Here is a 25,342-nt window from a genome sequence, read left to right on the forward strand (position 1 = left end):
GCGTACTCCTTATTTCTTAGCAGCTTTACGAGGAGCGGGCGCTTGCGGCTTCAGCTCTTCAGTGCGGCCACCAATGACCTCACCCTTGAAGATCCAAACCTTGACGCCGATCACACCGTAAGTGGTGTGCGCTTCGTAGGTGGCGTAATCGATATCGGCACGCAGGGTGTGCAGAGGCACACGACCCTCGCGATACCACTCGGTACGGGCAATTTCAGCGCCGCCAAGACGACCGCTCACCTGGATCTTGATGCCCTTGGCACCAATGCGCATGGCGTTCTGTACAGCGCGCTTCATGGCGCGACGGAACATAACGCGACGCTCCAGCTGCTGAGCTACGCTCTGCGCAACCAGCATACCGTCGAGCTCCGGCTTGCGGATCTCTTCGATGTTGATGTGCACCGGCACACCCATTTGCTTGGTCAGGTCCTGACGCAGCTTCTCAACATCTTCACCTTTCTTGCCGATCACGATGCCGGGACGAGCGGTGTGGATGGTGATGCGTGCGGTTTGAGCCGGACGAGCGATGTCGATACGGCTAACGGACGCGCTTTTTAGTTTGTCTTGCAGGTATGCACGAACCTTCAGGTCGGCGTTCAGGTAGTCGGCATAATTGCGACCATCTGCATACCAGACCGAAGTGTGATCCTTGACGATTCCCAGGCGGATGCCAACGGGATGTACTTTCTGACCCATCTGATCGACTCCGTTACTTGTCCGCAACCTTGACAGTGATATGGCAAGACCGCTTGACGATGCGATCAGCACGGCCTTTGGCACGCGGCATGATGCGCTTAAGCGAACGCCCTTCGTTGACGAAAACGGTGCTGACCTTCAGGTCATCAACGTCCGCGCCTTCGTTGTGCTCGGCGTTGGCAACGGCCGACTCCAGCACTTTCTTCATGATCTCGGCGGCTTTCTTGCTGCTGAAAGCCAGCAGGTTGAGCGCTTCGCCCACCTTCTTCCCGCGGATCTGGTCGGCGACCAGGCGAGCTTTCTGGGCGGAGATGCGAGCGCCCGACAACTTAGCGGCTACTTCCATTTCCAAACCCCTTAACGCTTGCCTTTCTTGTCGGCAACGTGACCACGATAGGTACGAGTGCCGGCAAATTCGCCCAGTTTGTGGCCGACCATGTCTTCGTTCACGAGAACCGGGACATGCTGACGACCGTTATGCACAGCGATGGTCAGACCGACCATCTGCGGCAGGATCATGGAGCGACGCGACCAGGTTTTAACCGGCTTGCGATCGTTCTTTTCCACCGCCGCTTCGACCTTCTTCAGTAGGTGAAGATCGATAAAAGGACCTTTTTTCAGAGAACGTGGCACTGTCGTATCCCTCTATTTACTTGCGACGACGGACGATCATGTTGTCGGTGCGCTTGTTAGCACGGGTCTTCGCGCCCTTGGTCGGGAAGCCCCATGGCGACACCGGATGACGACCACCGGAGGTACGACCTTCACCACCACCGTGCGGGTGATCAACCGGGTTCATGGCAACACCACGAACGGTCGGACGAACGCCACGCCAGCGCTTGGCACCAGCCTTACCCAGCGAACGCAGGCTGTGCTCGGAGTTCGAGACTTCACCCAGGGTCGCACGGCACTCAGCCAGGACTTTTCGCATTTCGCCGGAGCGCAGACGCAGAGTCACATAAGCACCTTCACGCGCAATCAGCTGAGCGGAAGCACCAGCGGAACGAGCGATCTGCGCGCCTTTGCCCGGCTTCAGCTCGATACCGTGAACGGTCGAACCAACCGGAATGTTGCGCAGTTGCAGGCTGTTACCCGGCTTGATCGGCGCCATGTTGCCGGCTACCAGTTGATCGCCAGCTACAACGCCTTTCGGGGCGATGATGTAGCGACGCTCACCGTCGGCATACTTCAGCAGAGCGATGTGAGCAGTACGGTTCGGATCGTATTCCACGCGCTCAACAGTGGCAGGGATGCCATCTTTGTCGTTGCGACGGAAGTCGACCAGACGGTAGTGCTGCTTGTGACCACCACCGATATGACGGGTAGTGATACGACCGTTGTTGTTACGACCACCGGACTTCGACTTCTTCTCGAGCAGCGGAGCGTACGGAGCGCCTTTGTGCAGCTCCTGATTGACCACCTTGACCACAAAACGGCGGCCAGCGGAAGTCGGTTTGCATTTAACGATTGCCATGATGCACCCCTTCCTTACTCAGCACTGCTGGTGAAATCGAGTTCTTGGCCCGGCTGAAGGGAGATAACTGCCTTCTTCCAGTCGTTACGCTTGCCCAGACCGCGAGCGGTGCGCTTGCTCTTACCCAGAACGTTCTGAGTAGTAACGCGCTCAACCTTCACGCCGAACAGGCCTTCGACAGCCTTCTTGATTTCCAGCTTGGTCGCATCGGTAGCGACCTTGAAAACGAACTGACCTTGTTTGTCAGCCAGAACCGTGGCCTTCTCGGAGATGTGCGGGCCAAGCAGCACTTTGAATACGCGTTCCTGGTTCATCCCAGCAGCTCCTCGAATTTCTTCACGGCCGAAACGGTGACCAGCACCTTCTCGTACGCGATCAGGCTGACCGGATCGGAACCCTGAACGTCACGTACATCAACGTGCGGCAGGTTGCGGGCAGCCAGGTACAGGTTCTCATCGACAGCGTCGGATACGATCAGCACGTCGGTCAGGCCCAGGCCATTGAGTTTGGCCAGCAGAGTCTTGGTCTTCGGCGCATCAACGGCGAAGTCTTCGACTACGACCAGACGGTCGGTACGAACCAGCTCAGCAAGGATGGAGCGCAGAGCTGCGCGGTACATCTTCTTGTTCAGCTTTTGATCATGGTTACGGGTGGACGCTGCGAAGGTCACACCACCGCCACGCCAGATCGGACCACGAGTGGTACCAGCACGAGCACGACCGGTGCCTTTCTGACGCCACGGGCGCTTGCCGCCACCGGAAACGTCGGAACGGGACTTCTGGCCTTTGGTGCCCTGACGGCCGCCAGCCATGTAGGCTACGACTGCTTGGTGAACCAGGGTCTCGTTGAACTCGCCACCGAAGGTCGCATCGGACACTTCGATCGCCTGAGCGCCATTTACATTCAATTGCATCTCAGATTCTCCCCTTACGCCTTGACAGCCGGACGAACGATAACGTCGCCGCCAGTAGCGCCAGGAACGGCACCCTTGACCAGCAGCAGGTTACGCTCGGCGTCCACGCGTACGACTTCCAGGGACTGAACGGTAACGCGCTCGGCACCCAGGTGACCGGACATCTTCTTGCCCTTGAATACGCGACCCGGGGTCTGGCACTGGCCAATGGAGCCCGGAACACGGTGGGACACGGAGTTGCCGTGAGTATTGTCTTGGCCGCGGAAGTTCCAACGCTTGATGGTACCGGCGAAGCCTTTACCTTTGGACTGACCGGTGACATCCACCAGTTGACCAGCTTGGAAAATTTCAGCGTTGATCAGATCGCCAGCCTGGTAGTCGCCATCTTCAAGACGGAACTCCAGAACGGTGCGACCTGCCGCGACGTTCGCCTTGGCGAAGTGACCGGCCTGAGCCTTGCTTACGCGAGAGGCACGACGCTCACCTACAGTGACCTGCACTGCACGGTAGCCATCGGACTCCTCGTTTTTGAACTGGGTGACGCGATTCGGCTCGATCTCAATGACCGTGACCGGAATGGAGACACCTTCTTCGGTGAAAATGCGGGTCATGCCGCACTTACGACCGACTACACCAATAGTCATGTTGTAAACCTCATGAGTGTACGGGGCTTTCACCCGCTATGGCCGCCCATTTCAGAGCGTTACACGACTAAAACCGCCAGGTTTTAGCCGAGGCTGATCTGCACTTCCACGCCTGCCGCAAGGTCGAGCTTCATCAGCGCATCAACGGTTTTATCCGTCGGCTGGACGATGTCCAGAACACGCTTATGAGTGCGGATTTCGTACTGATCGCGCGCGTCTTTGTTGACGTGCGGAGAGATCAGAACGGTGTACCGCTCCTTACGAGTAGGCAGAGGAATCGGACCACGCACCTGAGCACCAGTACGTTTCGCGGTTTCCACGATTTCCTGGGTAGATTGATCGATCAGGCGATGGTCAAAAGCCTTCAACCGAATACGGATTTGTTGGTTTTGCATTTTGACCTCAGATTCCAAGCTGCTAATCCCCACAGACGGACTACGCCCGCTCAAGGGAGGCGCAATTGTACGGATGCCCCCTAGGGGTGTCAACTTTTAACCAGTTCAAAAGAAAAGGGCCCCGAAGGGCCCCTTTCTTTGCAACGGATCAGCGATTACTCGACGATCTTGGCAACCACGCCAGCACCAACGGTACGACCACCTTCGCGAATTGCGAAGCGCAGGCCGTCTTCCATGGCGATCGGCTTGATCAGGGTGACAACCATTTTGATGTTGTCGCCCGGCATTACCATCTCAACGCCTTCCGGCAGTTCGCACGAACCGGTCACGTCAGTGGTACGGAAGTAGAACTGAGGACGGTAGCCTTTGAAGAACGGGGTGTGACGACCACCTTCTTCTTTGGACAGAACGTACACTTCAGCTTCGAACTTGGTGTGCGGCTTGATGGTGCCCGGCTTGGCCAGAACCTGACCACGCTCGACTTCATCACGCTTGGTGCCGCGCAGCAGCACGCCGCAGTTCTCACCAGCACGACCCTCGTCCAGCAGCTTGCGGAACATCTCAACGCCGGTGCAGGTGGTTTTGGTGGTCGGACGCAGACCAACGATTTCGATTTCTTCCTGGATCTTGACGATACCGCGCTCTACACGACCGGTCACAACAGTACCGCGGCCGGAGATCGAGAATACGTCTTCGATCGGCATCAGGAACGGACGGTCGATGGCACGAACCGGCTCAGGGATGTAGGTATCCAGCGTTTCAACCAGCTTCTTGACGGCAGTGGTGCCCATCTCGTTGGTGTCTTCGCCGTTCAGCGCCATCAGCGCGGAACCGATGATGATCGGAGTGTCGTCACCCGGGAAATCGTAGGTGCTCAGCAGGTCGCGAACTTCCATCTCGACCAGCTCCAGCAGCTCAGCGTCGTCAACCATGTCAGCCTTGTTCAGGAAGACAACGATGTACGGTACGCCAACCTGACGGGACAGCAGGATGTGCTCACGGGTTTGCGGCATGGGGCCGTCGGCAGCGGAGCAGACCAGGATCGCGCCGTCCATCTGGGCAGCACCGGTGATCATGTTCTTCACATAGTCGGCGTGACCCGGGCAGTCAACGTGCGCGTAGTGACGAATGGTGGAATCGTACTCTACGTGCGCAGTGTTGATGGTGATACCACGAGCCTTCTCTTCCGGCGCGCTGTCGATCTTGTCGAAGTCAACACGAGCCGAACCGAATACTTCGGAGCAGACACGGGTCAGAGCAGCGGTCAGAGTGGTTTTACCGTGGTCAACGTGACCAATGGTGCCAACGTTGACGTGCGGTTTGTTACGTTCGAATTTTTCCTTAGCCACGACAGTAAACCTCTTACTTAAAGGGCGGGATTAGCCTTGTTTTTTAACCAGCGCTTCGACGATGTTCGACGGAGCTTCTGCGTACTTGGAGAATTCCATGGAGTAGCTGGCGCGACCCTGGGACATGGAACGAACGTCGGTAGCGTAACCAAACATCTCGCCCAGCGGAACTTCGGCACGGATCACCTTACCGGATACCGAATCTTCCATACCCTGGATCAGACCACGACGACGGTTCAGGTCACCCATCACGTCACCCATGTAGTCCTCAGGAGTTACCACTTCCACCTTCATGATCGGCTCGAGCACCTTGCCGCCACCCTTCTGGGCCAGCTGCTTGGTTGCCATGGAGGCAGCGATCTTGAACGCCATCTCGTTGGAGTCGACGTCGTGGTAGGAACCATCGAACACGGTAGCCTTCAGGCCGATCAGCGGATAGCCGGCAACAACGCCGTTCTTCATCTGCTCTTCGATACCCTTCTGGATAGCCGGGATGTATTCCTTCGGAACCACACCACCCACAACTTCGTTGGTAAACACCAGACCTTCGGTGATGTTGCCCTTGTCGTCCACGTCCGGAGCCGAGAAGCGAATCCAGCAGTGACCGAACTGACCGCGACCACCGGACTGACGAACGAACTTGCCTTCGATCTCGACACTGTCCTTGGTGATGGTTTCGCGGTAGGAAACCTGCGGCTTACCAATGTTGGCTTCGACGTTGAACTCGCGCTTCATACGGTCAACGAGGATGTCCAGGTGCAGCTCACCCATACCGGAGATGATGGTTTGGCCGGTTTCTTCATCGGTCTTGACGCGGAAAGACGGGTCTTCCTGAGCCAGCTTGCCGAGGGCGATACCCATCTTCTCCTGGTCAGCCTTGGTCTTCGGCTCTACAGCTACCGAAATTACCGGCTCCGGGAAGTCCATACGCTCAAGGATGATCGGCTTATCCGGATCGCACAGGGTTTCACCAGTGGTGACGTCCTTCATGCCGATCAGAGCAGCGATGTCACCAGCGCGTACTTCTTTGATCTCTTCACGCTGGTTGGCGTGCATCTGCACCATACGACCAACGCGCTCTTTCTTGCCCTTCACGGAGTTGATGACCGACTGACCAGACTCCAGAACGCCGGAATAGACACGAACGAAGGTCAGGGTACCGACGAACGGGTCGGTAGCGATCTTGAACGCCAGAGCCGAGAACGGCTCGTTGTCGTCTGCATGACGCTCGTCGTAGTCGGACTCTTCCATCTGCTCTTTCGGCTTGTCAGCCAGATCAGGGTGAATACCCTTGATCGCCGGAATTTCGGTCGGAGCAGGCAGGAAGTCGATGACGGCATCGAGAACCAGGGGAACGCCCTTGTTCTTGAACGAGGAGCCGCAAACAGCCGGAACGATCTCGCTTGCCAGAGTACGGGCGCGCAGACCAGCCTTGATGTCTTCGACGGACAGGTCACCTTCTTCAAGGTACTTGTTCATCAGCTCTTCGCTGGCTTCGGCAGCAGCCTCGACCATGTTCGAACGCCATTCGTTGGCCAGGTCTACCAGTTCGGCAGGAATTTCTTCCTCACGGTAGGTAGTGCCCTTGTCGTCATCGTTCCAGTAGATGGCCTTCATCTTGATCAGATCGACCTGACCTTCGAAGTTCTCTTCTGCACCGATGGCGATCTGGATCGGAACCGGGGTGTGACCCAGACGATTCTTGATCTGACCGACGACGCGCAGGAAGTTGGCACCCTGACGGTCCATCTTGTTCACGTAGACGATACGCGGAACACCGTACTTGTTGGCCTGACGCCATACGGTTTCGGACTGCGGCTCAACGCCCGAGGTACCGCAGAACACAACGACAGCGCCGTCGAGTACACGCAGCGAGCGCTCTACTTCGATGGTGAAGTCAACGTGACCGGGGGTATCGATGACGTTTACGCGGTACTTGTCGTACTGACGACGAGAACCTTCCCAGAAGGTGGTGATCGCAGCAGAAGTAATGGTGATACCACGCTCCTGCTCCTGAACCATCCAGTCGGTGGTCGCGGCGCCATCATGCACCTCGCCCATCTTGTGGCTCAGGCCTGTGTAGAACAGGATCCGCTCGGTAGTGGTGGTCTTGCCCGCGTCAACGTGGGCACAGATACCAATGTTACGGTAGCGGTTAATTGCTGTATTACGAGCCATAAAGCCCTCGCAAGGTTAGTGGAGCCGGGATTAGAAGCGGTAGTGCGAGAAAGCCTTGTTGGCCTCGGCCATACGGTGCACGTCTTCACGCTTCTTGACAGCAGCGCCTTTGCCTTCAGCAGCATCCAGCAGCTCACCAGCCAGACGCAGAGCCATGGACTTCTCGCCGCGCTTGCGCGCGTAGTCCACCAGCCAGCGCATAGCCAGGGCGTTACGACGGGACGGACGAACTTCGACCGGAACCTGGTAGGTAGCACCGCCTACACGGCGGGACTTGACTTCGACCAGCGGAGCGATGGCGTCGAGAGCTTTCTCGAAGATCTCCAGGGGATCGCTGTTCTTGCGTGCTTTGACAGTGTCCAGAGCACCGTAAACGATGCGCTCGGCCACGGCCTTCTTGCCGCTTTCCATCACGTGGTTCATGAATTTCGCGAGGATCTGGCTTCCGTATTTCGGATCGTCCAGGATCTCACGCTTGGCTGCTACACGACGTCTTGGCATTGATAAGCCCTCAAACGGTCTTCAGGTTAGCTCGGGACCAACGGCCAATGCCGCGCCCGACCTTACTCTTATCGACTCAACTAAATAAAAAGGATCAAGCGGCCTTATTTCGGACGCTTGGTACCGTATTTGGAACGACCTTGCTTACGGTCTTTGACGCCGGAGGTATCCAGCGAACCACGCACGGTGTGGTAGCGCACACCCGGAAGGTCTTTTACACGACCGCCACGGATCAGCACGACGCTGTGCTCTTGCAGGTTGTGGCCCTCACCACCGATGTACGAGGAAACCTCGAAACCGTTGGTCAGACGCACGCGGCATACTTTACGCAGTGCCGAGTTAGGTTTTTTCGGCGTAGTGGTGTACACGCGAGTGCACACGCCACGACGTTGCGGGCAGTTCTGCAGCGCAGGTACGTCGGATTTCTCGACGATACGCTTACGCGGCTGACGTACCAGCTGGTTGATAGTTGCCATCTACTAGCTCCACTGTTGTCTTTCGACGCTCACAAATAAAGATGGCAGAGCACAACGCCCTGCCAAATTTAGGGGTGCATGAGTCTAAAGAGACTCACGCCCCCAGTCAAGGCAAAGCCCCGCTAGCAAACTAGCAAGGCTTCGACTCAATTTCCGCTGGAGTTCAGCGCTTCGGTCAGTGCGGCTTCCACCTCACTGGCGCTGACACGTACGGGCTTGTCGGCATCACGCTTGCGCTTGCGCTCGCTGTGATAGGCCAGACCGGTACCAGCCGGGATCAGGCGACCCACGACCACGTTCTCTTTCAGACCACGCAGGTAGTCGCGCTTGCCAGTAACCGCTGCCTCGGTGAGGACGCGAGTGGTTTCCTGGAAGGACGCTGCCGAGATGAACGACTCGGTGGACAGCGACGCCTTGGTGATACCCAGCAGTACGCGGGTGTACTTGGCGACGAATTTGTCCTCTTCAGCCAGACGCTCGTTCTCGCCCAGAACCTGGGTGAGCTCCATCTGGTCGCCCTTGATGAAGGACGAATCGCCGGACTCGGAGACCTCAACCTTACGCAGCATCTGACGCAGGATGGTCTCGATGTGCTTGTCGTTGATCTTCACGCCCTGCAGACGGTAAACGTCCTGGATCTCGTTGACGATGTACTTGGCCAGCGCGCTCACACCCAGCAGACGCAGGATGTCGTGCGGATCGCTCGGGCCGTCGGAGATAACTTCGCCGCGGTTCACTTGTTCGCCTTCGAAGACGTTCAGGTGACGCCACTTCGGAATCAGCTCCTCGTACGGATCGCTGCCATCGGTCGGGGTGATGACCAGACGGCGCTTGCCCTTGGTCTCTTTACCGAACGAAATGGTGCCGCTGATTTCCGCCAGGATCGAAGCTTCCTTCGGACGACGGGCTTCGAACAGGTCGGCAACGCGCGGCAGACCACCGGTGATGTCGCGAGTTTTCGAGGTCTCTTGCGGGATACGGGCGATAACGTCACCGACCGCGATCTGCGCACCGTCAGCCACGCCGACCAGGGCGTTGGCTGGCAGGAAGTACTGAGCGGGAACGTCGGTACCCGGCAGCAGCAGTTCCTTGCCGTTGGCGTCGACCATCTTGATGGCCGGACGAATGTCCTTGCCAGCAGCCGGACGATCCTTCGGATCGAGAACCTCGATGTTGGTCAGACCGGTCAGCTCGTCGGTCTGGCGCTTGATGGTGATGCCCTCCTCCATGCCGACGAAGGTCACGATACCCTTCATTTCGGTCACGATCGGGTGGGTGTGCGGGTCCCACTTGGCGACGATGGCGCCAGCGTCGACCTTGTCACCTTCCTTCACGGAAATCACTGCACCGTACGGCAGCTTGTAGCGCTCACGCTCACGACCGAACTCGTCAGCCACAGCCAGCTCACCGGAGCGGGAAACCGCTACCAGATTGCCGTCCACGCGCTCGACGTGCTTGAGGTTGTGCAGACGGATCGCACCACCGTTCTTCACCTGGACGCTGTCGGCAGCCGAAGTACGGCTTGCAGCACCACCGATGTGGAAGGTACGCATGGTCAGCTGGGTACCCGGCTCACCGATGGACTGGGCAGCGATAACGCCGACTGCTTCACCGATGTTGACCTGGTGACCACGAGCCAGATCGCGGCCGTAGCACTTGGCGCAGATGCCGAAGCGGGTTTCGCAGGTGATCGGCGAACGCACGACCACTTCGTCGACGCTGTTCAGCTCGATGAACTCGACCCACTGCTCGTCGATCAGGGTGCCGGCCGGAACGATGACGTCCTCGGTGCCAGGCTTGAACACGTCCTTGGCGATCACTCGACCCAGTACGCGCTCACCCAGCGGCTCGACCACGTCGCCACCTTCGATGTGCGGCGTCATCAGCAGACCGTGCTCGGTACCGCAATCGATCTCGGTCACCACCAGATCCTGGGCCACGTCGACCAGACGACGAGTCAGGTAACCGGAGTTCGCGGTCTTCAGTGCGGTATCCGCCAGACCTTTACGAGCACCGTGAGTGGAGATGAAGTACTGCAGAACCGACAGACCTTCGCGGAAGTTCGCGGTGATCGGCGTTTCGATGATGGAGCCGTCCGGCTTGGCCATCAGACCACGCATACCGGCCAGCTGACGGATCTGGGCGGCGCTACCACGAGCACCGGAGTCCGCCATCATGTACATGGAGTTGAAGGACTCCTGCTCGACGGTCTTGCCTTCGCGATCGACAACCGGCTCTTTCGAGAGGTTGGCCATCATCGCCTTGGAGACTTCATCGTTGGCCTTCGACCAGAGGTCGATCACCTTGTTGTACTTCTCGCCCTGGGTGACCAGGCCGGAGGCGTACTGCGATTCGATTTCCTTCACTTCCTCGGTGGCGGCGTCGATGATGCGCGCCTTCTCGTCCGGGATGACGAAGTCGTTCACGCCGATCGACACACCGGAGATGGTCGAGTAAGCGAAACCGGTGTACATCAGCTGGTCAGCGAAGATGACGGTGTCCTTCAGACCCACAGTGCGGTAGCACTGGTTGATCAGCTTGGAGATCGCCTTCTTTTTCATCGACTGGTTGACCACGTCGTAGGACAGGCCAGCCGGTACGATCTGGAACAGCAGCGCGCGGCCGACGGTGGTGTCGACGATGCGGGTGTTCTTGGTGATCGAACCATCTTTCTCTTTGATGGTTTCGTTGATGCGCACTTTCACACGGGCGTGCAGGGACGCTTCGCCCGCGCGGAACACGCGGTCGACTTCCTGCAGGTCGGCGAATACGCGACCTTCACCCTTGGCGTTAACGGCTTCGCGGGTCATATAGTACAGACCCAGTACAACGTCCTGCGACGGAACGATGATCGGCTCACCGTTGGCGGGCGACAGGATGTTGTTGGTCGACATCATCAGCGCGCGCGCTTCGAGCTGGGCTTCCAGCGTCAGCGGCACGTGAACGGCCATCTGGTCACCGTCGAAGTCGGCGTTGTACGCGGCGCAGACCAGCGGGTGCAGCTGAATCGCTTTACCTTCGATCAGTACCGGCTCGAACGCCTGGATACCCAGACGGTGCAGGGTCGGGGCACGGTTGAGCAGGACGGGGTGTTCGCGGATCACTTCAGCGAGAACGTCCCACACTTCCGGCAGCTCGCGCTCGACCATCTTCTTGGCGGCCTTGATGGTGGTCGCCAGACCACGCATTTCCAGCTTGCCGAAAATGAACGGCTTGAACAGCTCGAGGGCCATCTTCTTCGGCAGACCGCACTGGTGCAGGCGCAGGGTCGGGCCTACGGTAATAACGGAACGACCGGAGTAGTCCACGCGCTTACCGAGCAGGTTCTGACGGAAGCGACCTTGCTTACCTTTGATCATGTCAGCCAGCGACTTCAGCGGACGCTTGTTCGAGCCAGTGATGGCGCGACCGCGACGGCCGTTGTCGAGCAGGGCGTCGACCGCTTCCTGCAGCATGCGCTTTTCGTTGCGCACGATGATGTCCGGCGCGGACAGATCGAGCAGGCGCTTCAGGCGGTTGTTACGGTTGATCACGCGGCGATACAAGTCGTTCAGGTCGGACGTGGCGAAACGGCCACCATCGAGCGGAACGAGCGGGCGCAGATCCGGCGGCAGAACCGGCAGAACGGTCAGCACCATCCACTCCGGCAGGTTGCCGGAGTCCTTGAACGCTTCCATCAGCTTCAGGCGCTTGGACAGCTTCTTGATCTTGGTCTCGGAGTTGGTCTGCGGAATCTCTTCACGCAGGCGGCCGATCTCGTGATCCAGGTCGATGGCGTGCAGCAGCTCACGCACGGCTTCGGCGCCCATGCGCGCGTCGAAGTCGTCACCGAACTCTTCGAGGGCTTCGAAGTACTGCTCATCGTTCAGCAGCTGGCCCTTCTCGAGGGTGGTCATGCCCGGGTCGATCACCACGTAGCTCTCGAAATAGAGCACGCGTTCGATATCACGCAGGGTCATGTCCATCAGCAGGCCGATACGGGACGGCAGCGACTTGAGGAACCAGATGTGGGCGACCGGCGAGGCCAGTTCGATGTGCGCCATGCGCTCACGACGAACCTTGGCCAGGGCCACTTCAACGCCGCACTTCTCGCAGATCACACCGCGGTGCTTGAGCCGCTTGTACTTGCCGCACAGGCACTCGTAGTCCTTGACCGGGCCAAAGATCTTGGCGCAGAACAGGCCGTCGCGCTCTGGCTTGAAGGTACGGTAGTTGATGGTTTCCGGCTTTTTAACTTCACCGAACGACCACGAACGGATCATCTCAGGCGAGGCCAATCCGATACGGATGGCGTCGAACTCTTCGATCTGACCCTGGTTTTTCAGCAAATTCAGTAGGTCTTTCAAGGCCTTTCCTCCTGGCGGAGCGGGCAGCGGGCTGGGTTAGCCCCGCTGCCGATTCACGTCGTGTTATTCGGTTTCCAGATCGATATCGATGCCGAGCGAACGGATCTCTTTGATCAGTACGTTGAAGGACTCGGGCATGCCCGGCTCCATACGGTGATCGCCATCCACGATGTTCTTGTACATCTTGGTACGGCCGTTCACGTCGTCCGACTTCACGGTCAGCATTTCCTGCAGGGTGTAGGCGGCGCCATAGGCTTCCAGTGCCCAGACCTCCATCTCCCCGAAACGCTGACCACCGAACTGCGCCTTACCACCCAGCGGCTGCTGGGTAACCAGGCTGTAGGAACCAGTGGAACGGGCGTGCATCTTGTCGTCCACCAGGTGGTTCAGTTTGAGCATGTACATGTAGCCGACGGTGGTCGGACGCTCGAACTGGTTACCGGTACGACCGTCGAACAGGCGCATCTGGCCGCTCTCCGGCAGATCAGCCAGCTTCAGCATGGCCTTGATCTCGGTTTCCTTGGCACCGTCGAACACGGCAGTTGCCATCGGTACACCGCCTTTGAGGTTCTTCGCCAGCTCGAGAATCTCGGTATCGGAGAACTCGTCGAGGTTTTCCTGACGGCCACCGATCTCGTTGTAGATCTCGGCGAGGAACTTGCGCAGCTCGGCGATCTTGCGCTGCTCTTCGAGCATGCGGTTGATCTTCTCGCCCAGGCCCTTGGCCGCGAGGCCCAGGTGGGTTTCGAGAATCTGACCGACGTTCATACGCGACGGTACGCCGAGCGGGTTCAGCACGATGTCGACCGGAGTACCGTTGGCGTCGTGCGGCATGTCTTCGACCGGCATGATCACCGAGACGACACCCTTGTTACCGTGACGACCGGCCATCTTGTCACCCGGCTGGATGCGACGGCGGATGGCCAGGTAGACCTTGACGATCTTCAGTACGCCCGGAGCCAGGTCATCGCCCTGCTGCAGCTTGCGCTTCTTGTCTTCGAACTTGTCGTCGAGCATCTGACGGCGGTCGGAGATGTAGGCCTGAGCCTTCTCCAACTGCTCATTCAGAGCGTCTTCGGCCATGCGCAGTTTGAACCACTGGCCACGCTCGAGACCGTCGAGGAACTCGTCGGTGATCACAGTGCCTTTCTTCAGACCAGCGCCGCCTTCGGCAGTCGCGCCAACCAAAGCGGAACGCAGACGCTCGAAGGTTGCGCCTTCGACGATGCGGAACTCTTCGTTGAGGTCTTTGCGGATCTCGTCCAGCTGCATCTTCTCGATGGACAGGGCACGCGAGTCGCGCTCCACGCCATCACGGGTGAAGACCTGCACGTCGATGACGGTACCCTTGGTGCCAGTCGGCACACGCAGGGAGGTGTCCTTAACGTCGGACGCCTTCTCACCGAAGATCGCACGCAGCAGCTTCTCTTCCGGAGTCAGCTGGGTCTCACCTTTCGGGGTGACCTTACCGACCAGGATGTCGCCCGGGCCAACTTCGGCACCGACGTAGACGATACCGGCTTCGTCCAGCTTGTTCAGCGCAGCTTCGCCAACGTTCGGGATGTCAGAGGAGATTTCCTCTGGGCCGAGCTTGGTGTCACGCGCCACACAGGTCAGTTCCTGGATGTGGATCGTGGTGAAGCGATCTTCCTGAACCACGCGTTCGGACAGGCAGATGGAGTCTTCGAAGTTGAAACCGTTCCACGGCATGAACGCCACGCGCATGTTCTGACCCAGCGCCAGTTCACCCATGTCGGTGGACGGGCCGTCGGCCATGATGTCGCCACGCGCTACCTGATCACCCTTGCTCACTAGCGGACGCTGGTTGATGCAGGTGTTCTGGTTGGAGCGGGTGTACTTGGTCAGGTTGTAGATGTCGACACCGGCTTCGCCAGTTTCGACTTCGTCGTCATTGACGCGAACCACGATACGGCTGGCGTCGACCGAGTCGATCACGCCGCCACGGCGGGCCACGACGCAGACGCCGGAGTCACGGGCGACGTTGCGCTCCATGCCGGTACCTACCAACGGCTTGTCCGCACGCAGAGTCGGTACAGCCTGACGCTGCATGTTCGAACCCATGAGTGCACGGTTGGCGTCGTCATGCTCGAGGAACGGAATCAGCGAGGCAGCAACGGAAACGACCTGCTTCGGCGAAACGTCCATCAGGGTGACGTCTTCCGGCGCCTTGACGGTGAACTCGTTGAGGTGACGTACGGCAACCAGCTCGTCGATCAGCTGACCTTTGTCGTTCAGGGTAGCGGATGCCTGAGCGATCACATGATCGGCTTCTTCGATGGCGGACAGGAACACGATCTCGTCGGTAACCTGACCTTCCTTGACCACGCGGTACGGGCTTTCCAGGAAGCCGTACTGGTTGGTGCGGGCGTAGGCCGCCAGGGAGTTGATCAGACCGATGTTCGGACCTTCCGGCGTTTCGATCGGGCACACGCGACCATAGTGAGTCGGGTGTACGTCGCGGACTTCGAAGCCAGCGCGCTCACGAGTCAGACCACCTGGGCCGAGTGCAGAAACACGGCGCTTGTGGGTGATCTCGGAGAGCGGGTTGTTCTGGTCCATGAACTGCGAGAGCTGGCTGGAACCGAAGAACTCTTTCACCGCCGCCGCAACCGGCTTGGCGTTGATCAGGTCTTGCGGCATCAGGCCTTCGCTTTCAGCCATCGACAGACGTTCCTTGACCGCGCGCTCTACACGAACCAGGCCAACGCGGAACTGGTTCTCGGCCATCTCGCCGACGCAACGTACGCGGCGGTTACCCAGGTGGTCGATGTCGTCGACGATGCCCTTGCCGTTACGGATGTCGACCAGGGTCTTGAGTACGGCAACGATGTCTTCCTTGCTCAGCACGCCCGAACCTTCGATCTCGGTGCGACCGATACGACGGTTGAACTTCATGCGGCCAACGGCGGACAGGTCGTAACGCTCGGCGCTGAAGAACAGGTTGTTGAACAGGGTCTCAGCAGCATCCTTGGTTGGCGGCTCGCCAGGACGCATCATGCGGTAGATCTCGACCAGCGCTTCCAACTGATTGGTGGTGCTGTCGATCTTCAGCGTGTCGCTGATGAACGGGCCGCAATCGATGTCGTTGGTGTACAGGGTCTCGAAGCGAACCACCTGTGCCTTGGCCATCTTGACCAGCAGGTCGGCGGTCAGCTCGGTGTTGCACTCAGCGATGATTTCGCCGGTAGCCGGGTGCACGATCGCCTTAGCAGTGGTACGGCCAATCACGTAGTCGAGTGGAACTTCCAGCTCTTTGATGCCAGCCTTGTCCAGCTGGTTGATGTGGCGAGCCGTGATACGACGGCCCTGCTCCACGATCACCTTGCCGCTGGCGTCCTTGATGTCCAGGACCGCGACTTCACCACGCAGACGCTGCGGCACCAGCTCCAGGCTCAGGCCGTCGTTCTTAACGTGGTAGACGTTGGTGTCGTAGAAGGCATCCAGCACTTCTTCGGTGCTGTAGCCGAGTGCGCGCAGCAGAACGGACGCCGGCAGTTTGCGGCGACGGTCGATACGCACGAATACCGCGTCCTTCGGATCGAACTCGAAGTCCAGCCAGGAACCGCGGTAGGGGATGATGCGAGCGGAGTACAGCAGCTTGCCCGAGCTGTGGGTCTTGCCACGGTCGTGGTCGAAGAACACACCCGGCGAACGGTGCAGCTGGGACACGATGACGCGCTCGGTACCGTTGATGACGAAGGTACCGTTCTCGGTCATGAGCGGAATCTCGCCCATGTACACTTCCTGCTCTTTGATGTCCTTGATCGCTTTGTTCGACGATTCTTTGTCGAAAATGATCAGGCGTACTTTCACGCGCAGCGGCACGGCGAAGGTCACGCCACGCAGGACGCACTCCTTGACGTCGAACGCCGGCTCGCCCAGGCGATAGCCGACGTACTCCAGGGCAGCGTTGCCGGAGTAGCTGATGATCGGGAATACCGATTTGAAGGCCGCATGCAGGCCGATGTCACGGAATTGTTCCTTGCTCACCCCTTGCTGCAGGAATTCGCGATAGGAATCCAGCTGGATGGCCAGGAGGTAAGGCACATCCATGACATCCGGCAACTTGCTAAAGTCCTTGCGGATACGTTTTTTCTCAGTGTATGAGTAAGCCATCAGCGTTCCCCAGCTTGGTCACCTGCTTATTTGGTCAACGCCGGCGGCGGTGACCAGAAAATCGTGCAAACCTCGGTTTGCAACCGCCTGTCGGGCGGGATTTCTCTGCTCCAGGCCAACTGACGAACAGTCGACCTAGAACGGAAAAAGGCCGGTGGCAAAAGCCACCAGCCATCAGCCTTGTGCGAGTCGCGCGGGCTGTAGACGCAAGGTGCGAGCTTACTTGAGCTCGACCTTGGCGCCAGCTTCTTCCAGCTTCTTCTTGGCGTCTTCAGCAGCTTCTTTGCTCAGACCTTCAGCGATAACCTGAGGAGCGGTGTCGACCTTCTCCTTGGCTTCTTTCAGGCCCAGACCGGTCAGCTCGCGAACAGCCTTGATCACGTTCACTTTCTTGTCGCCAGCTTCAGCCAGAACAACGTTGAACTCGGTCTGCTCTTCAACAGCAGCAGCGGCAGCAGCCGGGCCAGCGGCAACAGCAGCAGCAGCGGTAACGCCGAAGGTTTCTTCCATCGCCTTGATCAGCTCAACGATTTCCATAACGGATTTCTGGCCGATAGCTTCGATGATTTGCTCGTTAGTCAGAGACATGACTATCAATTCCTGTATTGGGGTGACGGCCTAGGCGACCATCAAATTAAACGTTTGATTTCGAAAGTGCTCACGCCGCCTTAGGCAGCAGCAGCTTCTTTCTGGTCGCGAATGGCTGCCAGGGTGCGAGCGAGTTTGCTGGTAGCGCCTTGAATAACGCTCATCAGCTGGGCGATGCCCTCGTCGCGGGTCGGCAGACTTGCCAGTACGTCGATCTGGTTTGCTGCGAGGTACTTGCCCTCGAACGCAGCTGCCTTGATCTCGAACTTGTCCTGACCCTTGGCAAACTCTTTGAACAGACGGGCAGCAGCGCCCGGGTGTTCGTTGGAGAAAGCGATCAGGGTCGGGCCTTTGAACACGTCGTTGAGCACGTCAAACTGAGTGCCTTCAACGGCGCGCTTGAGCAGGGTGTTACGCACGACTTTCACGTACACACCAGCTTCGCGGGCCTCTTTACGGAGTCCGGTCATTGCGCCGACGGTCACGCCACGGGCATCAGCCACGACAGCGGACAGACCGGCTTTGGCAGCCTCGTTGACTTCAGCGACGATGGCCTTCTTGTCTTCGAGTTTAATTGCCACGGGTTTACTCCTGGTTTTTACCGTATCGCCAAACCGAGGCTTGGCGGCGTTTTGGTGTCTGATTCGGTAACGAATCGGGAGCACCATCTGCGTAGGCCATCAGGCGAACCTGACATTTAAAACGTGTGTCACCTACGGTCTTGGATAGCCCCCGCCAGGCAGGGACCCCAATCTTTCATGGCGGGCAGCACATGGCTACCGGCCCAATCACTTACGCGTCGAGCGAAGCCTGATCGATGATCAGACCCGGACCCATGGTGGTGCTCAGGGTCACACGCTTGACGTAGATACCTTTCGAGGTCGACGGCTTCAGACGCTTGAGGTCAGACAGCAGGGCTTCCACGTTCTGCTTCAGCGCAGCGGCTTCAAAGCCGACCTTGCCAACGGAGGTGTGGATGATGCCGTTCTTGTCGGTACGGAAACGCACCTGACCAGCCTTGGCGTTCTTGACAGCGGTAGCGACGTCCGGAGTCACGGTGCCGACTTTCGGGTTCGGCATCAGGCCGCGCGGGCCCAGAACCTGACCCAACTGGCCAACAACACGCATAGCGTCCGGAGAAGCGATGACCACGTCGTAGTTGAGATCGCCGGCTTTCATTTCGGCAGCCAGATCGTCCATACCGACCTTGTCGGCACCGGCAGCCAGGGCTGCTTCAGCGCCCGGACCTTGGGTGAACACGGCAACGCGCACGGTCTTGCCAGTGCCGTTCGGCAGAACGGTGGCGCCACGTACGACCTGGTCGGATTTACGCGGGTCTACACCCAGGTTCACCGCTACGTCAAAGGACTCTACGAATTTGGCAGCAGGCAGCGAAGCCAGCAGAGTTGCCGCTTCTTCGAAACTGTAGGCCTTGCCTGCTTCGATTTTCTCGGCGATGGCCTTTTGGCGCTTGGTCAACTTAGCCATTACACACCCTCCACGTTGAGGCCCATGCTACGAGCGGAGCCGGCGATGGTGCGCACGGCCGCATCCAGGTCAGCGGCAGTCAGATCGGCCTGCTTGGTCTTGGCGATCTCTTCCAGCTGAGCACGGGTAACGGTGCCTACTTTGACGGTGTTCGGACGCGCGGAACCGCTGGTCAGGCCAGCAGCCTTCTTCAGCAGCACAGCGGCCGGGGTGCTCTTGGTTTCAAAGGTGAAGCTGCGGTCACTGTATACAGTGATGATCACAGGAGTCGGCAGACCCGGCTCGACGCCTTGAGTCTTGGCGTTGAACGCCTTGCAGAATTCCATGATGTTTACACCGTGCTGACCCAGAGCGGGACCAACGGGTGGCGACGGGTTTGCCTGACCGGCTTTAACCTGCAGCTTGATATAAGCCTGAATCTTCTTAGCCATTAGCTACTCCAATTTCGGGTTCGAACGCCTTACGGCTCCCCGAGGTTACTTACGCATTTATCCCAATGACGACAAAACCCCGCAGCCTAGGACTGCGGGGTGGGGGATGCTTATGTCAGTTATGCCTTCTCGACCTGACTGAACTCCAGCTCGACCGGGGTGGAGCGACCGAAAATGGTCACAGCAACCTGGATGCGGCTTTTCTCGTAATTCACTTCTTCGACGACACCGCCAAAGTCGGCGAACGGACCATCGATAACACGAACCATCTCGCCCGGCTCAAACAACGTTTTCGGCTTGGGCTTGTCGCCACTATCTGCAACACGACGCAGAATGGCCTCGGCTTCTTTCTCGGTAATCGGCGCCGGCTTGTCAGCCGTACCACCAATGAAACCCATGACACGCGGCGTATCCTTGATCAAGTGCCAAGTCGCCTCGCTCATTTCCATCTGCACAAGAACGTAGCCAGGGAAGAACTTGCGCTCACTCTTGCGCTTCTGACCATTGCGCATCTCGACCACTTCTTCAGTGGGCACGAGAATCTCGCCAAAGTCATCCTCCATCCCAGCCAGTTTCACGCGCTCGATGAGCGAGCGCATGACATGCTTCTCGTAACCCGAGTAAGCATGCACGACGTACCAACGCTTAGCCACGAGACACCCTTAACCAACAATCAGCGAAATCAGCAAACCGAGCAGGGAATCGAGCCCCCACAACAGCAGCGCCATGACCAACACCACAGCAACCACGATCAGGGTAGTCTGAGTGGTCTCCTGGCGAGTCGGCCAAACAACCTTACGAATTTCGACGCGCGCCTCTTTCAGCAGTACCGCGAAAGCTTGACCGCGAGCAGTCTGAAACGCCACGAAAGCGGCAACAGCGCCCAGCACAACCAAACCCAGAACACGATACAGAACAGGCTCTGCAGAAAAGTACTGATTACCCACCACACCCACCGCAACCAGGGCAGCGACAACCAGCCACTTGACCAGATCAAAGCGAGAGTCTTTGGCTTCAGCCTTAACATTCATTCGAGAGGATCCTGTGAAAGACACGCCAAATTCGTTAGAAAATGGCAGGTCAGGAGGGAATCGAACCCCCAACCTGCGGTTTTGGAGACCGCCGCTCTGCCAATTGAGCTACTGACCTAAAGCAAAATCAGGCCGACCATTATGCCGGCCCGAGAGGAACAGATCAACCGATTACTCGACGATCTTGGCAACCACGCCAGCACCAACGGTACGACCACCTTCGCGAATTGCGAAGCGCAGGCCGTCTTCCATGGCGATCGGCTTGATCAGGGTGACAACCATTTTGATGTTGTCGCCCGGCATTACCATCTCAACGCCTTCCGGCAGTTCGCACGAACCGGTCACGTCAGTGGTACGGAAGTAGAACTGAGGACGGTAGCCTTTGAAGAACGGGGTGTGACGACCACCTTCTTCTTTGGACAGAACGTACACTTCAGCTTCGAACTTGGTGTGCGGCTTGATGGTGCCCGGCTTGGCCAGAACCTGACCACGCTCGACTTCATCACGCTTGGTGCCGCGCAGCAGCACGCCGCAGTTCTCACCAGCACGACCCTCGTCCAGCAGCTTGCGGAACATCTCAACGCCGGTGCAGGTGGTTTTGGTGGTCGGACGCAGACCAACGATTTCGATTTCTTCCTGGATCTTGACGATACCGCGCTCTACACGACCGGTCACAACAGTACCGCGGCCGGAGATCGAGAATACGTCTTCGATCGGCATCAGGAACGGACGGTCGATGGCACGAACCGGCTCAGGGATGTAGGTATCCAGCGTTTCAACCAGCTTCTTGACGGCAGTGGTGCCCATCTCGTTGGTGTCTTCGCCGTTCAGCGCCATCAGCGCGGAACCGATGATGATCGGAGTGTCGTCACCCGGGAAATCGTAGGTGCTCAGCAGGTCGCGAACTTCCATCTCGACCAGCTCCAGCAGCTCAGCGTCGTCAACCATGTCAGCCTTGTTCAGGAAGACAACGATGTACGGTACGCCAACCTGACGGGACAGCAGGATGTGCTCACGGGTTTGCGGCATGGGGCCGTCGGCAGCGGAGCAGACCAGGATCGCGCCGTCCATCTGGGCAGCACCGGTGATCATGTTCTTCACATAGTCGGCGTGACCCGGGCAGTCAACGTGCGCGTAGTGACGAATGGTGGAATCGTACTCTACGTGCGCAGTGTTGATGGTGATACCACGAGCCTTCTCTTCCGGCGCGCTGTCGATCTTGTCGAAGTCAACACGAGCCGAACCGAATACTTCGGAGCAGACACGGGTCAGAGCAGCGGTCAGAGTGGTTTTACCGTGGTCAACGTGACCAATGGTGCCAACGTTGACGTGCGGTTTGTTACGTTCAAATTTCTCTTTAGCCATCTTGACCGTCTCCTAGCGAAGAATTGAGCAAGCCATGCCGCCATTAAAACAAAGGCAGATACTTTCATATCTGCCTTCATTAAATGGAGCTCATGAGCGGATTTGAACCGCTGACCTCACCCTTACCAAGGGTGTGCTCTACCAACTGAGCTACATGAGCCAAACTCTGTTGCGCCAACCACAAACTGGAGCGGGTAGCGGGAATCGAACCCGCATCATCAGCTTGGAAGGCTGAGGTTCTACCACTGAACTATACCCGCGGAGCTTGCAGCTCACGCTGAATCTGGTGGAGGGGGAAGGATTCGAACCTTCGAAGTCGATGACGTCAGATTTACAGTCTGATCCCTTTGGCCGCTCGGGAACCCCTCCAAAGTGAGGCGGCATTTTCTAGATCTGCCACCCTGCTGTCAAGCTTTTTCTCATTAAAATCTTGAGGTTAGCTACTTCGACAACATCTTCGCCGGTAACCAACTTTGACCACCCTGCGAAGCGGGCGCCATTCTATGCAAACTACTGGAGCAATGCAACGCCTTCACAAGGCATTAATTGATGCTGCAAACCGGCAAAGTCTCCGGCAAGTCGCCCAAGCAAAAACTCGTCAGCCAAGCGCCGACTTTCCGGGGCCACGCGCACCCAAAAACTGCGATGCGCACGTGAGAGTTCGCGAATCTGCGGCTCGTAACCCACATCACGCAAACGCTGCATAACGCTATTGGCCGAGTCATTACGAGGGAATATCCCCAGCGATATGCCATTCGCCAGCTCACCCTGAGTGATGATGTAGCCATCGATACGCCGGGCCTGCAGCTCACGCAACTGCCTCAGCGAGGCCTGACGCGAAGCCAGAGGTGGCAGATAAACCCAATACTCGACACCAGCTGCAGCATCGACGCTGCGCACTTCAGCCTGGATGTCCAAGCTCAAAAGCCGCTGCTCCACAACCCTGGCTTTCGACTCCTCTTCGAAACTCCCCAGATAGAGACAGACTGCCGCCTCAGGAGCAACGACATCAGCCGGCGCCGAAGATTCTGCGCGCACGCGCGGCGCATCCGCCTCACTCAACAGACGAATATCTTTACGCGCCGACTGATAAGCACCGGCTGGAGCCACCTCCTTGGCGCGCAAGGGGCCCTGCTGCTGATGCCAGACGTAATAGAAAGCGTTAAGTAGCAGGAGCAATAGCAGAATCCAGCGCATGCATCGCCTCAGCTCAAGGGACAGGCAATAGCCAGTCCGACAAATACCAGATCAGGAACAACCTGCGCCCCCGGAACCACGTCTCGCACCAGGCCCGCATCGCCGCCAGTCAGGAAAACTTCGAAACCGTCAGGAAAACGAGCCTGCGCTTGCAGCAACTGTTCGGCAACAAAACCACGCAACATCAATACGCAGCCTCGCTCGACAGCCTCCGCAGTGGAGCGCCCAGGCTCCAACTCCTGCAAAGCGGCGAGCGCCACCTGACGATCGTAGCGAATACGCCGAGTGTGCGTGCTCAACTGATCACGCATCAGCGGCAACCCAGGGCAGATGAAACCACCCTGATGCCTACCATCGGCCGATACGAAGTCAGCGGTCACCGCAGTTCCGAGATCCACTACCAGACAAGCGCGCTGCCCCAGGTGATAGGCACCCAGCACAGCCAGCCAACGGTCCAGACCAAGGCGCCGGAAGTCTTCATAACCGTTCTGCACCACCCCGACCTGACTAGCAGATTGAGCGCAGACCGCATCCACCCCCAAGGACTCACGGATACGCGCAACCAACTGCTCGGTCTCAGCATCGCTACGCACACTGACCAGGCGACAGCGACTCACCCGCAACTCAGACGCAGCAGCCAAAGACTCGAAAAGCGCGGCATCGGAGTCGACCACGCCAGCAAGAACGCGCTGCGCTCCATCCACGGAGATGACCCGCCACTTGATAAAGCTATTACCGCAGTCGAGCTCAAGAATCATGTTGCAACCTCAGGCTCAACTCGCCACCACTGAAGGAGCGATCAACGCCATCCACGCTCAGCCTAATAGCGCCTCGCTCATCAACTCCAAGCACGACACCCAGCGTCGCATTGCTTCCTGCCGTCAACGCAACAGAGCGCCCACGCCACGCATGCAAGGCTTCCCACTCCTCGCGCAAACCAGCAAAGCCGTGCTGCCAATGAGTGGACAGGCTGCTCCGAAGCTGCAACAACAGCTCAGCAGCCAATTCATTACGATCGAGCATCCGCCCAAGGCATTGCCGCACCGAGATCCAAGGCTGATCGATCACAGCGGGCGCATCGACTGCCATGTTGACGTTGATACCGATACCAATCACCACATGACAGACATCGGCCGGGTCTCCGGCGAGCTCCAGGAGAATTCCGGATATCTTGCGACCTTCAACAAGCACATCATTCGGCCATTTGAGTCGCGCGCCATCGACGCCACAGGATTGCAGTGCTTTGGCGACAGCAAGGCCTACAGTCAGACTCAAGGCCTCCACCTGACTCATCCCACCTTCTACACGCAGAACGACACTGCAATAAAGGTTCTCGGCAAAAGGGCTGGCCCAGACACGCCCCCGCCGACCGCGGCCAGCGGTCTGACGCTCCGCAAGCAGCACGAAAGGCGCACTTACCCCAGCATCGAGGCGACGAAAGATCTCGGCGTTCGTCGAATCCACGCTGGACTCAACAGAGATCGGCCAATCCAAGCCATCTGCGCCACGAGAGATATCTCCGGCATCGAGCAAAGTCATGGGTGAAGACAGCCGATAGCCCCGACCAGGAACCTTGAACACCTCGATCCCCAGCTCGGCCTCCAGGCCTTGCAGTTGCTTCCAGATGGCACTGCGACTTATCCCAAGCTTCGCCCCCAGGGCTTCACCGGAATGGAATCGACCATCCTGCAGAAGTTTCAACAATTCCAGCATGCCAGGCCCCGCCACGAACAAGGCTGGCATGATAACGATGAGGCTTCGGCCTGCATAGAAAACGGGAAGCATAAGAAAGCTATATAAAGGAAAGATCCTGCCCCACGCACAGGACCACACCCTCAGAACCCATAAACGGCAAAGGCCACCTTCAGGTGGCCTTTTTCTTGATGCCGATAACGCACTACCCCGTAGGAGCGAGCTCTGCTCGCGAAGCTACGTAGGGTGCGCCGTGCGCACCACGGCCACCGCGTCTTGGCCGGTGCGCGCAGCACACCCTACCCGATGGCCTGAGCGCATTTTGCGCGCTGCAAAGAAGAAACCCCAGACCGCTTTCGCGATCTGGGGTTTCGTATAGGAGCTTGACGATGACCTACTCTCACATGGTGAAGCACCACACTACCATCGGCGATGCGTCGT

The 25,342-nt window shown here is 58.3% G+C and carries 24 protein-coding genes and 4 tRNA genes; all 28 read right to left on the reverse strand.

Annotated elements, in window-relative coordinates; all coding sequences use genetic code 11:
• Window positions 1-9: 9 nt before the first annotated feature.
• The gene (gene rpsC / locus ACNFCJ_RS20040) at window positions 10-696 is read right to left on the reverse strand and encodes a 30S ribosomal protein S3 (RefSeq protein WP_003243898.1); all 687 of its coding nucleotides are present in this window, start codon (window positions 694-696) and stop codon (window positions 10-12) included.
• A gap of 13 nt (window positions 697-709) precedes the next feature.
• The gene (rplV, locus tag ACNFCJ_RS20045) at window positions 710-1,042 is read right to left on the reverse strand and encodes a 50S ribosomal protein L22 (protein ID WP_003103908.1); all 333 of its coding nucleotides are present in this window, start codon (window positions 1,040-1,042) and stop codon (window positions 710-712) included.
• 11 nt (window positions 1,043-1,053) lie between these two features.
• Window positions 1,054-1,329 carry a 30S ribosomal protein S19 gene (gene rpsS / locus ACNFCJ_RS20050; protein WP_003243896.1) on the reverse strand — a complete coding sequence of 92 codons (276 nt, stop codon included), beginning with the start codon at window positions 1,327-1,329 and terminating at the stop codon, window positions 1,054-1,056.
• Between the two features lie 16 nt (window positions 1,330-1,345).
• A complete protein-coding gene (rplB, locus tag ACNFCJ_RS20055; protein WP_003243893.1) occupies window positions 1,346-2,170 on the reverse strand; it encodes a 50S ribosomal protein L2 in 825 nt (274 codons plus the stop codon).
• Between the two features lie 14 nt (window positions 2,171-2,184).
• Window positions 2,185-2,484 (reverse strand): 50S ribosomal protein L23, encoded by a 300-nt coding sequence (gene rplW, locus ACNFCJ_RS20060; RefSeq protein WP_003463306.1) that lies wholly within the window; start codon window positions 2,482-2,484, stop codon window positions 2,185-2,187.
• Window positions 2,481-3,083, reverse strand: coding sequence for a 50S ribosomal protein L4 (gene rplD, locus ACNFCJ_RS20065; RefSeq protein ID WP_092377955.1), 603 nt, complete (start codon window positions 3,081-3,083; stop codon window positions 2,481-2,483). Before rplD ends, rplW begins: the two co-directional genes overlap by 4 nt.
• A gap of 14 nt (window positions 3,084-3,097) precedes the next feature.
• A complete protein-coding gene (rplC, locus tag ACNFCJ_RS20070) occupies window positions 3,098-3,727 on the reverse strand; it encodes a 50S ribosomal protein L3 (protein ID WP_179574589.1) in 630 nt (209 codons plus the stop codon).
• 83 nt (window positions 3,728-3,810) lie between these two features.
• On the reverse strand, window positions 3,811-4,122 hold the full coding sequence (gene rpsJ / locus ACNFCJ_RS20075) for a 30S ribosomal protein S10 (RefSeq protein WP_003243886.1): 312 nt from the start codon (window positions 4,120-4,122) through the stop codon (window positions 3,811-3,813).
• A gap of 155 nt (window positions 4,123-4,277) precedes the next feature.
• Complete coding sequence (gene tuf, locus ACNFCJ_RS20080; RefSeq protein WP_143504852.1) at window positions 4,278-5,471, reverse strand: elongation factor Tu; 1,194 nt, start codon at window positions 5,469-5,471, stop codon at window positions 4,278-4,280.
• Between the two features lie 30 nt (window positions 5,472-5,501).
• Window positions 5,502-7,649 carry an elongation factor G gene (gene fusA / locus ACNFCJ_RS20085; protein ID WP_416773222.1) on the reverse strand — a complete coding sequence of 716 codons (2,148 nt, stop codon included), beginning with the start codon at window positions 7,647-7,649 and terminating at the stop codon, window positions 5,502-5,504.
• Between the two features lie 30 nt (window positions 7,650-7,679).
• Window positions 7,680-8,150 carry a 30S ribosomal protein S7 gene (rpsG, locus tag ACNFCJ_RS20090; RefSeq protein WP_003246741.1) on the reverse strand — a complete coding sequence of 157 codons (471 nt, stop codon included), beginning with the start codon at window positions 8,148-8,150 and terminating at the stop codon, window positions 7,680-7,682.
• Between the two features lie 104 nt (window positions 8,151-8,254).
• Window positions 8,255-8,626 carry a 30S ribosomal protein S12 gene (gene rpsL / locus ACNFCJ_RS20095; RefSeq protein WP_003463319.1) on the reverse strand — a complete coding sequence of 124 codons (372 nt, stop codon included), beginning with the start codon at window positions 8,624-8,626 and terminating at the stop codon, window positions 8,255-8,257.
• Window positions 8,627-8,772: 146 nt separating this feature from the next.
• The gene (rpoC, locus tag ACNFCJ_RS20100) at window positions 8,773-12,972 is read right to left on the reverse strand and encodes a DNA-directed RNA polymerase subunit beta' (RefSeq protein WP_416773224.1); all 4,200 of its coding nucleotides are present in this window, start codon (window positions 12,970-12,972) and stop codon (window positions 8,773-8,775) included.
• Between the two features lie 63 nt (window positions 12,973-13,035).
• Complete coding sequence (rpoB, locus tag ACNFCJ_RS20105) at window positions 13,036-17,109, reverse strand: DNA-directed RNA polymerase subunit beta (RefSeq protein WP_416773226.1); 4,074 nt, start codon at window positions 17,107-17,109, stop codon at window positions 13,036-13,038.
• 219 nt (window positions 17,110-17,328) lie between these two features.
• Window positions 17,329-17,697: a 50S ribosomal protein L7/L12 gene (rplL, locus tag ACNFCJ_RS20110; RefSeq protein WP_074861137.1), complete on the reverse strand. Its 369-nt coding sequence runs from the start codon at window positions 17,695-17,697 to the stop codon at window positions 17,329-17,331.
• 80 nt (window positions 17,698-17,777) lie between these two features.
• Entirely contained in the window at window positions 17,778-18,278 is a 501-nt protein-coding gene (rplJ, locus tag ACNFCJ_RS20115) for a 50S ribosomal protein L10 (protein WP_003463333.1), read from the reverse strand.
• 211 nt (window positions 18,279-18,489) lie between these two features.
• Window positions 18,490-19,185, reverse strand: coding sequence for a 50S ribosomal protein L1 (gene rplA / locus ACNFCJ_RS20120; protein WP_074682734.1), 696 nt, complete (start codon window positions 19,183-19,185; stop codon window positions 18,490-18,492).
• Window positions 19,185-19,616, reverse strand: coding sequence for a 50S ribosomal protein L11 (gene rplK / locus ACNFCJ_RS20125; RefSeq protein ID WP_143504859.1), 432 nt, complete (start codon window positions 19,614-19,616; stop codon window positions 19,185-19,187). The genes rplA and rplK overlap by 1 nt, the downstream gene beginning before the upstream one ends.
• A gap of 119 nt (window positions 19,617-19,735) precedes the next feature.
• Window positions 19,736-20,269, reverse strand: coding sequence for a transcription termination/antitermination protein NusG (nusG, locus tag ACNFCJ_RS20130; protein ID WP_343351077.1), 534 nt, complete (start codon window positions 20,267-20,269; stop codon window positions 19,736-19,738).
• 9 nt (window positions 20,270-20,278) lie between these two features.
• Entirely contained in the window at window positions 20,279-20,647 is a 369-nt protein-coding gene (gene secE, locus ACNFCJ_RS20135) for a preprotein translocase subunit SecE (RefSeq protein ID WP_143504861.1), read from the reverse strand.
• A gap of 42 nt (window positions 20,648-20,689) precedes the next feature.
• Window positions 20,690-20,765, reverse strand: a tRNA-Trp gene (locus ACNFCJ_RS20140).
• Between the two features lie 53 nt (window positions 20,766-20,818).
• Window positions 20,819-22,012 (reverse strand): elongation factor Tu, encoded by a 1,194-nt coding sequence (gene tuf / locus ACNFCJ_RS20145; protein ID WP_143504852.1) that lies wholly within the window; start codon window positions 22,010-22,012, stop codon window positions 20,819-20,821.
• Between the two features lie 84 nt (window positions 22,013-22,096).
• A tRNA-Thr gene (locus ACNFCJ_RS20150) sits at window positions 22,097-22,172 on the reverse strand.
• Between the two features lie 26 nt (window positions 22,173-22,198).
• Window positions 22,199-22,272: transfer RNA gene (locus tag ACNFCJ_RS20155), tRNA-Gly, on the reverse strand.
• A 24-nt stretch (window positions 22,273-22,296) separates the two neighbouring features.
• A tRNA-Tyr gene (locus ACNFCJ_RS20160) sits at window positions 22,297-22,381 on the reverse strand.
• A 141-nt stretch (window positions 22,382-22,522) separates the two neighbouring features.
• Window positions 22,523-23,209 carry an SPOR domain-containing protein gene (locus ACNFCJ_RS20165; RefSeq protein ID WP_416773230.1) on the reverse strand — a complete coding sequence of 229 codons (687 nt, stop codon included), beginning with the start codon at window positions 23,207-23,209 and terminating at the stop codon, window positions 22,523-22,525.
• A gap of 8 nt (window positions 23,210-23,217) precedes the next feature.
• Window positions 23,218-23,967, reverse strand: a complete 750-nt coding sequence (locus tag ACNFCJ_RS20170) for a pantothenate kinase (protein WP_416773232.1) — start codon at window positions 23,965-23,967, stop codon at window positions 23,218-23,220.
• Window positions 23,957-24,922 (reverse strand): bifunctional biotin--[acetyl-CoA-carboxylase] ligase/biotin operon repressor BirA, encoded by a 966-nt coding sequence (birA, locus tag ACNFCJ_RS20175; protein WP_416773234.1) that lies wholly within the window; start codon window positions 24,920-24,922, stop codon window positions 23,957-23,959. Before birA ends, ACNFCJ_RS20170 begins: the two co-directional genes overlap by 11 nt.
• Window positions 24,923-25,342 lie beyond the last annotated feature (420 nt).

The sequence above is a fragment of the Pseudomonas sp. NY15364 genome (genome assembly GCF_048068235.1).
Taxonomy (GTDB): Bacteria; Pseudomonadota; Gammaproteobacteria; order Pseudomonadales; family Pseudomonadaceae; genus Aquipseudomonas; species Aquipseudomonas mendocina_D.